The sequence below is a fragment of the Streptococcus sanguinis genome (assembly GCF_020729765.1).
Taxonomy (GTDB): domain Bacteria; phylum Bacillota; class Bacilli; order Lactobacillales; family Streptococcaceae; genus Streptococcus; species Streptococcus sanguinis_Q.
Genome location: NZ_JAJEPD010000023.1, coordinates 1 through 14,375 on the forward strand (window position 1 = coordinate 1; position 14,375 = coordinate 14,375).

The following is a 14,375-nucleotide window of genomic DNA, read 5'->3' on the forward strand; positions in this document are numbered from 1 at the left end:
ATCTAAGGATTCAAAATGATTTCTTTGAACAACTAAGTTAAGAATCTCTTCATCAAATAAAGGACTTATCTCTGAGCTGTAATTTAGTTTGCCGTTAGAATAAGTAACGGGAACAGTCTCTTCTTTATCACCGATTGTTATTGTGTAATCACCCTTAATATCAGCTTGAGTAATATCTAAATCCACTGAATATTTTTTGACTTCGTCTCCATGTTCTATATAAACACGACTTATGTAACCTTTTAATCCAGTAAAATCCTTTTTTTCTTCTTCCAAAAATTTAAACATAGGATCAAATGTTTTCTCAAATTCGTACTGTTCTTTTGTTCTATTTTTGGGGATAGTGTAATCATCCAAACGCCAGCCATTTATCAATGTTATTGATAAAACGGCTACACCTCCAAGAATAATGAAAGTAATATATTTTTTAATCTTTTTCATTTCTTTTATAGACTTTCCGCTTTCATTTATCCCTCTATTATAACATAAGAGCCTTTTTGCTGAGAATGAAAAAAAGTTCCCGAAGGAACTTCTTTTAAAAACGAATATTCTCGCGTGTTYTTTCGTAGGATGTCACAAAACGCTCTGTCACGCCTGGCTCGACAAGATCCAAAGCTTTTGAAATGATTTCCAAGGATTGAGCGTAGTCGTAGTCATGTTCAAAGACATACAAGGACTTGTTGAAAGCTGCTTGTACGTTATCATCAAAGGAACGATAGCGGTTTGAATACTGCAGCAACTGCTCAGTCAAGGTAGCATCTTGGACGATACGATAGGTTTCTTCTTCCAATTGCTCCATATCATTCCCTAGAATTTCCAGCCAACGGTTAACTGATTCGATATTGACTCGTGTAGCTTCCAATTCCTTCACCAACTCTTCAATATTGTTGCTGGTTGAGAAGAAAATTTCTAAGAAAGAGTCTGGAATACCTGGCAAATTGCGTTTTTCCATATATCTCTTAATGGTATGCAATTTGTTGGCATAGATATTGACTTTTTGGCGAGCATTAGCATCATCTTTTTCAATCTCTGCAAGTGCTTCACCAAGAGAAATCTGCTCATCTTCGATTTCTTTCAAACGCTCTTGGATATCTTCCAACTCTTCCTGAACCACTGAATAAGCTTGCTTGGTTTCAGAAGAATCTTCTACCGCGCTAAGAACCACATCTTCCTGGGCAGAAAGTTCAGCCTGCAACTCCTTGACATGAGAAGTTTCCGTATCAGAGATAAGGAAGGTTTGAGATAAACGTTCTATCTCTTTTTGGAGTTGCTGGTTGTTTTCCTTTGTATGAGCCAAATAGCTTGGTAAATTTTTAATCAGCTTCTCCACTACTTTGTGGGCTTCAATTTCCCGCGTAAAAATTTCATAAAGAGCGTTAATCTCTTCTTGCGCCTGCTCATTTTCATACTCAGCATTATCCAGCTCTAGGGCTGAAATATTGGCTTCGTTGCGTTTGAGACTTGCATGAAGCTGCTGGAAACGAGACTCTATATCTGTTTCGATAAAGTGATAACCAGATTCCAAGAGCTTACGATGACCAGATTCTAAGTCTTCCAACTGATCTGGCAGTTTAACAGTCAACTCTTCGACAATGGCAGGAACTTTCTCAACGATATGTGTCAGAGCAAGGATATGATCCTCAGCTTTATCCAAGATTTCAGCCGCCTCAACCGGGTCACCTGAAGAATTAAGGGTCACAAACTGAGAAAACTCTGACTGGATATTTTCCAGTTGCTTCTCAATCTCAGCAAGGGCTTGCCCATACGAATCTGCATTCTCTGCGACCTGGGTTTGCAGTTTTTCAAACAAATCCAAGGCATGGAGCACACGACCGCTGTTTTTAGACTCTTGCTCTTTAAGATCTTCCAAGGCAGCACGAATCATCTTGATATCTTCTTCAATCAAATCAATCTGACTCTCAATATTGCCGATGGCATGCTTGGCTTTTATGAAACGGAAAGAATTATTGTAACCTTCTGCTTCAAATAGATTATTTTCGATATCAGCAAATGAATTTAAGGACAGGTCTACCCATTTTTGATTCCATTCACGGAAGGCTACCTGACTCTGCCCAATCAAATGCATATTTTTTACTTCTTCAACTTCATCATTTACCGGGAGATTATAGAGTGCTTCTTTTCTCTCCTCTAAATTTTGAAGTAAAGCTTCATTTCTCTTTCTCATCAGAACTGCAGTACCATAGCCGACAACCAAAAGCAGAGCTACCACAGCAACGAGAATAACTAGTCCAATAGACATATAGAACTCCTTCACATTGTTACTATAAAGCAAACATAATGATTATATCATATTTTTGCCCATAATGGTTGATTTTTCTGATTTTTTTAGACGTCGAGCGTACTGTATACAGCATTTTCTTCGATAAATTCACGACGAGGTTCAACGCGATCCCCCATCAGCATGTCAAAAATCTTGTCAGCTTCCGCTGCATCATCCACTGAAACTCGCGCCATCAAGCGATGTTCAGGATTCATAGTTGTCTCCCACAGCTGATGGTCATCCATCTCTCCAAGACCTTTATAGCGTTGAATGGTTGGCTTGGAGCGACCTTCACTGTAGCGAGCCAAAGCAGCTTGAAGCTCTTCTTCCTGATTAGCACCTGGCTGAATATATTCTTTGACTTCACTTCCGACCTTGACGCCATAAATTGGCGGCTGAGCGATGTAGACAAATCCAGCTTCCAGAACCGGCTTCATATAGCGGTAAATCAAGGTTAAGAGCAGGGTCCGAATGTGAGCACCATCTACATCGGCATCAGTCATGATGACTAATTTTTGGTAGCGAGCCTTGCTGACATCAAAGTCAGCACCGAAACCAGTTCCCATAGCAGTAAAGAGACTGCGGATTTCTTCATTGGCCAATATCTTGTCCATGCTGGCTTTTTCAACATTGAGAATCTTACCGCGAATTGGCAGAATGGCCTGAAATTCACGGTTACGGCCGGACTTAGCTGAACCACCCGCTGAATCCCCCTCCACGATGAAGAGTTCGGTTTCCTGTGGATCGTTGGACGAACAGTCAGCCAATTTTCCTGGCAGATTGGAGATTTCCAAGCCAGACTTCTTGCGGGTTACTTCCCGAGCTCGCTTGGCAGCAATTCTGGCCTTAGAAGCCAAAATCCCTTTTTCAACGATTTTTCGAGCCACCGCAGGATTTTCCAAAAGGAAATCTGAGAAAGCTTCACTAAAGAGGCGATTGGTAATCTTGACCACTTCGCTATTGCCCAGCTTGGTCTTGGTCTGACCTTCAAACTGAGGGTTAGGGTGCTTGACAGAGATGACCGCTGTCAGTCCCTCACGGACATCTTCTCCAGTCAGATTGTCCTCGTTTTCTTTGAGAAGCTTATTTTTCTTGGCATAGTCATTGATAACCCGAGTCAGGGCAGTCCGGAAACCTTGCTCATGCGTTCCACCCTCGTGGGTATGGATATTATTAGCAAAGCTCATGACTGTTTCGTGGTAGCCAGTCGTATACTGCATAGCCACTTCAACCGTAATGTCGTCCATTTCGCCGTCGGTATAAATCGGCGTTTCAAAGATTACATCCTTGTTTTCATTGATGTATTGGACATAGCTGGCAATCCCACCTTCATAGTGGTAATCCTTGACCTGCTCCATTCCATCTCGCTTATCAGTGATGGAAATTCTGAGACCACGATTGAGGAAAGCCAATTCTTGCACCCGCTTATTGAGCTTTTCAAAGTCAAATTCTACTGTTTCAGTGAAAATCTCTGGATCCGGTGTAAAGTGAACTGTCGTACCAGTACGGTCTGTCTCACCGATGATTTCTAGGTCCGCGACTACATGACCGCGACGGTATTCTTGGTAATGAATCTGGCCATTCTTATAAACGCGGACATCCAGCTGAGTGGACAGGGCATTTACAACGGAAGAGCCCACACCGTGCAGACCTCCTGATACCTTGTATCCCCCACCGCCGAATTTTCCTCCGGCATGGAGCACGGTAAAGACGGTTTCTACGGCCGGACGGCCTGTTTTCTCCTGAATATCAACGGGAATTCCCCGACCGTTATCCACTACTGTTATGGAATTATCTTTTTCGATAAAGACTTGAATGTGGCTGGCAAAACCAGCCAGCGCCTCATCAATCGAGTTGTCAACAATTTCCCATACTAAATGGTGAAGACCTTCCTTGGAGGTCGAACCGATATACATCCCTGGACGCATACGAACGGCTTCTAAGCCTTCTAAGACCTGAATCTGACTGGCATCATATTCCTGGGCCTGTATATCTTGCTGCTTTTCTTCTGTCATAGTGTTCCTTTTCTAATCAATATCTATAAATTCTTCAAGATGCTGCATATTATCAAAGAGATAGGTGTCAAAGCCAGCTGCCTGCCCTGCTTCAATATCCAGCGGACGGTCACCAATGACCAAGCCAGAGGCAATCTGATACTTGTCTTTTAGATAGAGCATGGAGTCTGGTGAGGGTTTCCTTGGAAAGCCATTCGCCGATGTCACCACTTCTGTAAATGCTGATGAAATGGCAGTCTTTTCCAAGATTTCCAGCACTTGGTTGTCCCGGTGGGAGACCAGAAAATTCCGACCGCCCTTGGCCACAATCCGCCTAAGCAACTCTGCCGCGCCGTCAAATAAGACAGGATGAGTCAACTCTTCTGCTTCATTGGCCTTATAAAACTTTAAAAAGTCTTTTTCTTGGGGAGCAAACTGCTGGACGGCATAGTCCGTAGACACCTTGAGGGCCTTATAAACTTCGTCGTGACCAGCTTGCATACCAAACTCTTTCAAGGTTTGAACAAAAGCTGCTGTCGAAGTTTCATAATTATCCAAGAGTGTTCCACCTAAATCCCAGATGTAATCTTGATAATTCATACCTTTCATTATACCATAATTTTCATGAAAAAGGGGCTAATATTTGCCCGAATCCAGCACTTTTCCGACTTTTTTCAACCCTTTTTCTAAACAAAATATCTTAAAGAATCTAAAATTTAAAAATGGATGATGGTTTCGTCCTTTCCAATATCCCTAAACCCGTTCCATATAGAGGAGCGCTAAGGTAAATTAGACTTCAAAAAAGCTGGGAAACATTATGAATCCCAGCATCTTCTTTATTTTCCAAATACATCTGTATAAAGCATAGCATCAGCCAACTGCTCGGCGTCCCCTCCCAGCTGACGAACCAGCTCATAGGCGAAAGCCAAGGCAGTCGATGGACCACGGCTAGTAATCAGCTTCCCATCAACAAGAACTGTTTCTTTACGGTAAGTTCCATTTTTAATATTGTCTTGCGCACCATCATAGCAAGTGAAATACTTACCAGTCAAGATACCTGCACGGTCAAGAGCAATGGGAGCAGCACAGATGGCAGCGATGAATTTGTCCGCCTGCTGAAAGTCCTGCAAAAGCTGCATCAGGCGGTCATCATCACGGAGATTAGCCGATCCTGGCATCCCTCCTGGCAAGATGACCATATCGTAGTCATCCAGCCGCCCCTTCCAGACCTGATCCGCTTGAACAGTGATGGCATGAGACCCAGTCACTGATTCATCAAAACCAATCATATTACAGACAAGACCTGCACGGCGCAAGACATCCACAACTGTCAAGGCCTCGATTTCTTCAAAACCGGGAGCTAAGAGTAAAGCTGCTTTTTTCATGAAAATATCCTTTCTGAGATGAGCCAGTCACAAAATCGCATCTGATTTGTGAGTCAAAAACTTGCTATCTGTTTATTTTATTTTAATTTCTTCAGTACGACTTTTTTTCGGACTGCAGGAATTCGCTCCTTCTTTTCATCCGTCAGGCTGTTCTGATAGGAGACAGATAGCAGGAGACCAACACCGATAAGATTACTGATGATGGAAGAGCCACCCTGTGAAATAAAGGGCAGTGGAATCCCTGTCAGAGGCAGAATCCCTGTCACCGCTCCAATATTTTCAAAGATATGGAAGAGCAGCATCATGATAAAGCCAGTTGAGATATAGGTATAAAACTGGTTGTTGGATTTAATCGTAATCTTGAGCATGCGATAAATCAGCAGTAAATAGAGCATGATAACCAAGGTTGAACCTAAGAAACCAAAATCTTCTGCAATAACGGTGAAAATCATATCACTTTCCCGAACAGGCACCAAGAGATTCGAAACATTAAAGCCTTGACCAGTCAGACCGCCGCTTCCGACAGCGATTTGTCCCTGTGCTTGCTGGAAGGTGGTCGTCTGAGCGTAGTCAAAAGGATGAAGCCAAGCCAAAATCCGATTGATTTGGTAGGTTGGCATGCCAAGATTATGCAGAAAGGCACGACCGCCATCGGAAATAAAGATAAAGAGAAATCCTCCCAACAGCAGGACTCCCGTCAGAAAGACCGGCAGGATAATCTTCCAAGAAACACCTGACAGTAGAACAATGCCGCCGTATATAGCAACAAAAACCAGAGCCGTCCCCAAATCACTCTGAAGGGTTAACAGAACCAGAACAGGCAAAGTGTAGAGCCCAAGCTTCAGAATTAGAAAAAAGTCTAAAGCCAAGGTTCGCTCATCCTGCTTGTGCTGCTGGAGAAAATGAACCACCAGCCGCGACAGCATGAGAATATATGAAATCTTCATGAACTCCGAGGGCTGAAAGAGGGTCACCCCACGAATAGCAATCCAGTTTTTAGCACCAGTAGAGGCTACAAGAGATTCACTGTAAAAAATCAGAGGCAAGACCATGAGGCCAAGACCAAAAACATAGAGATAAGGCGTAATTTTCCAGAGAAACTTGGTGTTAAAAAACATGAGGATAAAGCTGAGCAGGAAGCCCACCGCAATCCAGGCAATCTGCTGACCAACCATGGGCCAGGCATTGTCAGGATAATCATGACTAACAGCAATGTAAATAGCCACAACTCCGATTGAAAGCAACATCAAAACGGGCAAAATTAAACTATAATCAATCCGAGACTCAAACGTCCGTCTTTGATAGGGCATAGTCCCTCCTTTTTAGAAAAAATACTGGATAATCAAGCTAGAAACAGCGACGCAGAACCAAGCAAAGGCACCAGTCAGCAAAGGCGCTGCTCCTGCTTGCTTAAACTGCTTAAAGGAAACCTTGGCGCCAATAGCTGCCAAGGCCATAGCCATCAGCCACTGAGAAATGAATTTTGTATAGGGGATAACAGCAGCCGGAAGAAATCCCAGACTGCTGATAAGTGAAGCTAGGACAAACCAAGCTATAAACCAAGGAAAAATCTGTTTCAAGTTTGTCTTTTGCGACGACTTCTTAGACTTGATATAGCGATAAGCTGCGAAGATTAAGCAAGCCGGTACAATCATCAGGGCCCGACTAAGCTTGACAATGGTCGCCAAGTCTCCAGCTGACGGGCTAAATGTATAACCTGCCGCCACTACTGACGAAGTATCATTGATGGCTGTTCCAGCCCAAGTCCCGAAAAATGCATCCGACATCTGCAGCAAATGCCCTAAAAAAGGGAAAATGAATACTGCTAAAATATTGAAAAAGAAAATAGTGGAGATAGACAGAGCGATTTCCTCTTCATCAGCTTCCAAGATTGGTGAAGCAGCCGCTATGGCAGAGCCACCGCAGATGGCTGTTCCAAAACCAATTAAAATAGTCAAGACACGATTCATCTTAAAGAAACGGCCAGCCAGATAGGCCGCCAGAAAGGCTATCAGAATCGTAATAAGACTGATACGAAGAGAAGAAATCCCTGTCTCAGAAACCTGACCAATGGACATGGAAAATCCCAAAAAGATGATGGAATACTGCAGCAATTTCTTCCCTGAATAGCTGAGTCCTTCCTGAAAAGCAGCCGGCAGCTTCATGCTGTTGTTCAAAACAATCCCAAAGATAATAGCCAAAACACTAGAGCCTATCAAGGGAAGCAAACCGCCTAAAAAGATAGAAACAGCTGCTATGCCAAAGGATAACAGAATTCCTGGTAAATATTTTTTCACGAGCACTCCTTCTTTCTTATGCCTCTCATTATAACAAATTCTTTCCCAAAAATCTGAATGGAACTAAAAAATCAGCCAATAAAACTCAGCTGATTTCAGATAGTTTCAGTCAAAAAATTCTTGTAATTCCTGCATAATGGCTGCCTCTGGTAGGATATCTAAAGAAGCCAATTGTGATAGATGATGCTGAATCTGCTTTCCATAGCGTTTACTAGAAATGCGATTGTCCAAAAGAATAACAGCTGATTTCTGATGCTCATTGCGCCGAGTCCGGCCAATAGCCTGCTTAAGCCGTAAGATGGCAAGAGGCAGTTGATAATCATAAAAGGCATTCTTACCTTCTGCTTTCAGGCGGCTGTTAATCTTCTGCACAAAGAAATCCTTGGGATTGTCAAATGGAATCCGAGTAATCAGCTGAATAATCTGATTTTGCTCAGCAAAATCCGCCCCCTCCCAAAAGCTGCCAGAGCCCAAAAGGATACCTGCCTCTCCTCTATCAAAACGGCGTTTGATATTGCCGGCATCGCCATTTTTATATTGGGCTAAATGCGGCAGAGCCAGCAAGACCGAAACAGTCAAAAGCAAGTCTTTAGAAGTGAAGAGGACGACGATAGGCAGACCAAGTTTTGCCACTTCTTGCAGACAAGCAACAATCTCTTGGGCAAATTCCTCAGTTGACAAATCCACTACTGCTGGAAAACTTTCATCTAAAAAGAGCTTCTGCAGCGGCTTCTTCTTGCTTTTCAGCTTGTAAAAGTGATAACTTTCAAAGCCTAGCAACTGCGCCAGATTGACCTTTGAGCTGATTTCCAGAGTGGACGAAACCAAGATAACCTTAGCATTTTCAGGAAGGAAGTCAGTAAAATGCAGCAATTCTGAACGACCAGCATGCAGAGTCATCAAGCGATGATCTGCCAAAACTTCATCAACCAACCAATAATACTGGTATTTGCCACTGAACAAGTGCTGCAGCTCAGGCAATGAACTTGTCTTTAACTCGGACACATCCTGAAGCAGTCGGGAAATCTTTTCCGGACTTAGCTCTGATGCTTTCTTGCGATGCTTCTCTGCGGCATCAGCCAGCTCAAACTGAATGCTTTGCAAAAGCCGTTGCTGCAGAAGTTTCCCTTCTTCCTGAAGGAGATGATTTATCTGCTGCAGCGTTTTAGTTAGATTTATACTGGACTGAGAGAAGCTTTCCAAGGCGAAAAACATCTTCTGAGCTTCATCAACTACCAGAATACGATTGTCCAGCAAAGACTGGTCATCCTCTAAACGCGTCAGCAGGTATGCATGATTGGTAACCACGACTCGACTAGTAGCTGACTTGACCTGTCCCAACCGCCAAAAATCTTCCTCATAAAAAAGAGAATGTTTGCTTAGCTTGCCATCATGACGGATTTCATTAAAGTAGCTTGAGAAGCGATGAGCCTGTCCGATTTCATTCAAATCACCCGTTTTGGTTTCTGTCAGCCAAACCAAGAGTTGCAGTTTGCAGCGATTAACCAAACGGTTGTCATATTCCCTGTCCAGTGTCTGATAGAAATGGTCCAGCTTGAGATAATTCTCCGGACTCTTGAGACTGTGAAAGGAAATACCAAATACTTCCTCCAACAATCGCCCTTCCTTTTGCAGCAGCTGGTCCTGCAGGATCTTAGTCGGAACCGTCACTAGTACTTTTTCTTGACCTCTAGATAGAATAGGCAGCAAGTAGCCAAAAGTCTTGCCCAAGCCTGTCTGCGCCTCTAAAAAACTAGGCTCCTGCTGGTCCAGAGCTTCCTCCATAAAACGAGCAAATTTGAGCTGTTCAGACCGCTCTTCTAAGCCCAGCAGGTATAGATTGGTGAGGAAATCCTGCGACAGCTTCTTTTCCGAAGTCAGCTTTTGGGAACGTCGCAGGAAAATACCATGCCAGGATTGCAGTTCCTTATCTTGCTGATCCGGCATCGTCTGATAAACTTCCTCGATAGCCAAGCGCGACTCATAGATAATGCTGTCAGCCAAAGTTAGCATTTTCTCAACCAAGGCCTTGGGCAGGCTCTTGATTTTGTCTTGTATTTTTAAAAATAGCTGAGCCGTTGCTTGAGCATCTGCCAGAGCAGTATGGGCGTTTTCCAAAGAAATATCCAGTAAATTACAGAGATTGCCCAAGGAATATTTATCAAAGGTCGGGTAGAAGACCTGAGCCAACTCTACCGTGTCCACACGTGGTGTCAGCAAGTCAAACCCTTCCCAGAAAAGGGCCTCTGCTAGTAGATTAGCGTCAAACTTGACATTATGAGCGACAAAAATCGCATCCTGAATCAACTCATATACCTCAGCTGCTACCTGAGAAAACTCCGGTGCTCGGCCAAGCCGCTCATCATCCAAACCTGTCAGCTCTTTGATATGCTCATCCAGTTCCTCATGAGGATTGACATCTGTTTCATAAGTCTTGGTAATGATTCCATTCTCAATCAGAACAATGCCAATCTGGATAATCTTTGCACTACTGCCCGTTCCTGTAGCCTCCAAGTCCACAACGGCATACTTATAATCATTTTGTGTCATACTGCTATGATTATATCATAAAAGCCATTCTGAGACATCTGAAAATTTTCAGCCATAGTCTATGAAGCAATTCTGTGCAAAAAATTTTCTTTTCTGTTACACTCAATAGCAGAATACATTTTCCGAGGAAATCAAATGAAGATTCATAAAATTATCAACCTTGTTGCATTTGAAAATACCTATATCTTAGAGAACGATCAAGGCCTCCTAGTCGTCGATCCTGGCAGCGACTGGAAAAAGATTGAGCGCAAGCTGGAGGAACTCACCAAGCCTGTGATTGCTATTCTCCTAACCCACACCCATTATGACCACATTATGAGTTTAGAAAAGGTCCGGGAGCACTATGCTGCCCCACCTGTCTATGTGGCTGAGAGTGAAAGCAGCTGGCTCTACACACCGACAGATAACCTATCTGGTCTGGCGCGCCATGCTGATCTGGATGATATTATCTGTCGACCAGCAGAAGAGTTTTTCTCCTACGAAACAGACTATGATATTGGAGGCTTTCACTTCTATGTGCTTGCAACACCTGGCCACTCCATCGGAGGTGTCTCTCTAGTCTTTCCTAATGACTGCCTTGTTTTGACGGGCGATGCCCTCTTTCGAGAAAGCATCGGACGAACGGATCTGCCGACAGGAAACATGGAGCAATTGCTGACATCCATTCGCGAGAAACTTCTGGTATTACCTAAAGACTACGCTGTTTATCCTGGGCATGGTCATGATACCACTATTTCACATGAAAAAATCTTTAATCCATTTTTAGCTCAGTAGCCATTAAAGCAATTAACTATAACAAAAATAGAGTTTGAAATTCTTCAAACTCTGTTTTTTTATGATTTGTTAAATCTTCAAGAAGCGTCTCATAGAGATGATAGATCCCAATGATCCGATAAGAATTCCCAACACAAAGAGTGCTGCTATCATAATCGGACTAAAGAGTTTTGGATCAATCATAGAAAGTCCTTGACCTACCAAGCTCTTATTCATAGTCTGGTAGGCTATACCATATGTCAAATACACTACAAGTGACGGAACTGTTGCTCCTAACAAGCCAATCCATGCTCCTTCAAACAGAAATGGACCGCGGATATAGCTATTTTTGGCACCAACCAAGCGCATGATTTGAATCTCACGACTTCGGGAAATAATGGTAATCCGAATAGTATTGGAAATGAGAAGGATAGCAATGAAAATCAGAAGCGCTGTCCCAATCAATCCCCATGTTTGGATGAAATTAGAAAACGCAAAGAGATTTTTGGTATTGGTACCACCATTTTGAACCTCTGATACACCATCAATCTTACGAGCATCTTTTGTAACAGATTCTACATACTTAGGTGCCTTGGTCTCAACAATATAAGCATCGTAAAGAKGATTATTTTCTTCATCAAAAACATCCCACTCACTACCCATGGTCTCTGTTAGCTTATTATACTGCTCTTGCTTACTAGAAAAAGTAACCTTCTCTACATTTTTCATAGAAGTCAGAGCATCATAGACCTTGTGATAGTCTTCATTCTGAACTGTTTGACCTTCTTTTACAATCGTTTCGCTATTATCGAAAACATCCTTACGCATGTATACCATGACGCGGACATTATTGGAAATATCATTTGCCAACTTGGCTGTATTTAAAATTACTGAAGCAAAAACAGCCACTAAGCTCAAGGTAATCATAACCGAGCTGACAGCCGCTACAGTCATCCAACCATTCCGCGTAAGACTCTTAAGCGACTCAATCAAATGACGAAAAAATCTTCTAATCATCGTATCCGTATTCTCCTTCCGCTTCATCACGTACCACACGGCCATTTTCAATAGCAATAACGCGGTGACGCAGAGTATTTACAATCTGGCTGTTGTGGGTTGCCATCAGGACAGTTGTTCCCTGAAGGTTAATCCGCTCCAGCAGGTTCATAATCTCCCAAGAATTATCTGGGTCCAAGTTTCCTGTCGGCTCATCCGCAATCAGGACTTTAGGGTTGTTAGCAATAGCACGCGCAATGGCAATCCGCTGCTGCTCACCACCGGAAAGCTCATTAGGGAATGAGCGGACCTTGTGCTTAAGACCAACTAGGTCCAGCACTTCCATAACCCGCTTTTTAATATTGCGGCGGCGCTCACCGATAACTTCCATGGCGTAGGCAATATTCTCATACACCGTCTTTTTAGGAAGAAGTTTATAGTCCTGGAAGACGACTCCAACCTGACGGCGCAGCATTGGAACATCTCGCTTCTTAATCTTAGCCAAGTCAAAATCAGCTACTTTCAGACTTCCCTTATCCAGCTTTATCTCCCGGTAAAGCAAACGAATAAAGGTTGACTTCCCCGCTCCTGAAGGGCCTACAATATAGGCAAACTCCCCAGGTTCTACGTTAATAGACACACTACGCAGGGCAGTGGTCCCGTTGCCATACTTCTTGACAACATCTTTCATTTCAATTATTGACATCTATTGAAATTTCCTTTCAATCTAATTCTAATCTCTTGCATTTCCTAGTTCAAACGCCATTTCAAATAAGCGTCGATGAAACCATCCAAATCTCCATCCATCACCTTGTCCACCTGTGCTACTTCGTAACTGGTCCGATGGTCTTTGACCATAGTATAAGGCGTAAAGACATAGGAGCGGATTTGGCTGCCCCAGGAAATCTCCTTCTTATCTCCCTTGAGTGAATCGACTTCGGCTGCTTGTTTCTCTTGCTCTAGCTGATAAAGCTTAGCCTGCAGCATCTTCATCGCCCGATCACGATTTCCATACTGGGTCCGGTCAACGGTAGACTGCACCACGATTCCTGTCGGAATATGCGTCAGTCGCACACCAGTCGAAACTTTATTGACGTTCTGCCCGCCGGCTCCTCCCGAGCGGAAAGTGTCCATCTTAATATCGTCATCGCGAATTTCCACCTCAATGGTGTCATCCAGCTCTGGCATGACCTCTACTGAGGTAAAAGAAGTATGGCGACGCTTGGCTGAGTCAAATGGCGAAATTCGAACCAAACGGTGGACTCCCATTTCTGACTTGAGCAGACCATAAGCGTGCGGCCCTTCAAATGAAAGAGTCACTGACTTGATGCCTGCTTCATCACCAGCTTGATAGTCCAAGACCTCTACTTTGAAGCCCTTGGCATTGCCAAAGCGTGTATACATACGCAGCAGCATATCTCCCCAATCCTGGGCCTCTGTACCACCAGATCCCGGGTGAATTTCAAGGATAGCATTATTATTGTCATAAGGCTCAGATAGGAGCAGGGTCATTTCATAACTGGTCATCATTTTCTCAAGTTCTGCCAGCTTTTCTTCCAACTCACCCTGAACCGACTCATCTTCAGCCAGAAAATCAAGCAAGATTTCCGATTCATCAAAAAGCTCAGTCATTTGATGAAAATTTTCATAGGTTTGCTTGAGTTCATTTAGCTCTTGAGAAGTCTTCTGGGCTGCAATATTGTCATCCCAAAAGTCAGGTTCTGTCATCTTATTTTCTAAGATGGCAATTTCTTCTTCCAGACCTTCTAAGTCAAAGAGACCCCCTGAAAGAAGCTAATTTTTCACGATTTGCGTCAATCTTTTGACGAATTTCTGAAATGTCCATAAATACCTCTTTTCACATATCGTTTAATTATAACATAAATTAAACAGTTTGCCTAATCTCACATTCAGCAGCTTACATTTTATCGGATTTTCCCTAGCTAGGCAAGACAAGCGACTCCTTGTCACCTAATTGTTAGAAAAGTAATATAATGACATGGGGTTGGAAGAACTATTTCAAGACTTCCTAGCCTACATTCATGGATAAACGAAATACATGGTTACGATAATTTATGAGGTATTCAGATAAAAGGGAGACTCTCCATGGGGGCTTAAG

General features: G+C 43.1%; 12 protein-coding genes. 1 reads left to right on the forward strand and 11 read right to left on the reverse strand.

Annotated features, from left to right (window positions below; genetic code table 11):
• The 8 genes from K4H96_RS01785 to K4H96_RS01820 form a co-directional block, all read right to left on the reverse strand.
• Positions 1-441: hypothetical protein (locus K4H96_RS01785; protein ID WP_227956335.1), on the reverse strand; the 441-nt coding region annotated here is incomplete at its 3' end.
• A gap of 94 nt (positions 442-535) precedes the next feature.
• Positions 536-2,260, reverse strand: coding sequence for a septation ring formation regulator EzrA (gene ezrA, locus K4H96_RS01790; protein WP_227956336.1), 1,725 nt, complete (start codon positions 2,258-2,260; stop codon positions 536-538).
• Positions 2,261-2,346: 86 nt separating this feature from the next.
• On the reverse strand, positions 2,347-4,296 hold the full coding sequence (gene gyrB, locus K4H96_RS01795) for a DNA topoisomerase (ATP-hydrolyzing) subunit B (protein ID WP_002895870.1): 1,950 nt from the start codon (positions 4,294-4,296) through the stop codon (positions 2,347-2,349).
• Positions 4,297-4,308: 12 nt separating this feature from the next.
• Positions 4,309-4,875: an HAD-IA family hydrolase gene (locus K4H96_RS01800; protein WP_317627989.1), complete on the reverse strand. Its 567-nt coding sequence runs from the start codon at positions 4,873-4,875 to the stop codon at positions 4,309-4,311.
• Positions 4,876-5,111: 236 nt separating this feature from the next.
• Positions 5,112-5,660: a DJ-1 family glyoxalase III gene (locus tag K4H96_RS01805; protein WP_125337830.1), complete on the reverse strand. Its 549-nt coding sequence runs from the start codon at positions 5,658-5,660 to the stop codon at positions 5,112-5,114.
• 77 nt (positions 5,661-5,737) lie between these two features.
• A complete protein-coding gene (locus K4H96_RS01810; RefSeq protein WP_004187444.1) occupies positions 5,738-6,970 on the reverse strand; it encodes an FtsW/RodA/SpoVE family cell cycle protein in 1,233 nt (410 codons plus the stop codon).
• Positions 6,971-6,982: 12 nt separating this feature from the next.
• A complete protein-coding gene (locus tag K4H96_RS01815; RefSeq protein ID WP_125337831.1) occupies positions 6,983-7,963 on the reverse strand; it encodes a YeiH family protein in 981 nt (326 codons plus the stop codon).
• A gap of 99 nt (positions 7,964-8,062) precedes the next feature.
• Positions 8,063-10,507, reverse strand: coding sequence for a bifunctional DnaQ family exonuclease/ATP-dependent helicase (locus K4H96_RS01820; protein WP_223336707.1), 2,445 nt, complete (start codon positions 10,505-10,507; stop codon positions 8,063-8,065).
• A 135-nt stretch (positions 10,508-10,642) separates the two neighbouring features.
• On the opposite strand from K4H96_RS01820, the gene K4H96_RS01825 reads away from it, so the two are divergent.
• The gene (locus K4H96_RS01825; RefSeq protein WP_223336706.1) at positions 10,643-11,281 is read left to right on the forward strand and encodes an MBL fold metallo-hydrolase; all 639 of its coding nucleotides are present in this window, start codon (positions 10,643-10,645) and stop codon (positions 11,279-11,281) included.
• A gap of 69 nt (positions 11,282-11,350) precedes the next feature.
• Here K4H96_RS01825 and ftsX read toward each other — a convergent pair whose 3' ends face one another.
• From ftsX to prfB, 3 genes are all read right to left on the reverse strand, one after another.
• Positions 11,351-12,277, reverse strand: coding sequence for a permease-like cell division protein FtsX (ftsX, locus tag K4H96_RS01830; protein ID WP_227956338.1), 927 nt, complete (start codon positions 12,275-12,277; stop codon positions 11,351-11,353).
• A complete protein-coding gene (ftsE, locus tag K4H96_RS01835; protein WP_002895890.1) occupies positions 12,270-12,962 on the reverse strand; it encodes a cell division ATP-binding protein FtsE in 693 nt (230 codons plus the stop codon). The genes ftsX and ftsE overlap by 8 nt, the downstream gene beginning before the upstream one ends.
• Positions 12,963-13,006: 44 nt before the next feature.
• A protein-coding gene (prfB, locus tag K4H96_RS01840) for a peptide chain release factor 2 (RefSeq protein ID WP_097677707.1) occupies positions 13,007-14,102 on the reverse strand; the annotation gives its coding sequence in 2 pieces (ribosomal slippage) (positions 13,007-14,029 and positions 14,031-14,102; 1,095 coding nt in all).
• Positions 14,103-14,375 lie beyond the last annotated feature (273 nt).

Bases quoted from the DNA above. Each gene is read 5' to 3' on its own strand.
- gyrB (WP_002895870.1), bottom strand. From the start codon at position 4,296: ATGACAGAAGAAAAGCAGCAAGATATACAGGCCCAGGAATATGATGCC.
- K4H96_RS01800 (WP_317627989.1), bottom strand. From the start codon at position 4,875: ATGAATTATCAAGATTACATCTGGGATTTAGGTGGAACACTCTTGGAT.
- K4H96_RS01805 (WP_125337830.1), bottom strand. From the start codon at position 5,660: ATGAAAAAAGCAGCTTTACTCTTAGCTCCCGGTTTTGAAGAAATCGAG.
- K4H96_RS01810 (WP_004187444.1), bottom strand. From the start codon at position 6,970: ATGCCCTATCAAAGACGGACGTTTGAGTCTCGGATTGATTATAGTTTA.
- K4H96_RS01820 (WP_223336707.1), bottom strand. From the start codon at position 10,507: ATGACACAAAATGATTATAAGTATGCCGTTGTGGACTTGGAGGCTACA.
- K4H96_RS01825 (WP_223336706.1), top strand. From the start codon at position 10,643: ATGAAGATTCATAAAATTATCAACCTTGTTGCATTTGAAAATACCTAT.
- ftsE (WP_002895890.1), bottom strand. From the start codon at position 12,962: ATGTCAATAATTGAAATGAAAGATGTTGTCAAGAAGTATGGCAACGGG.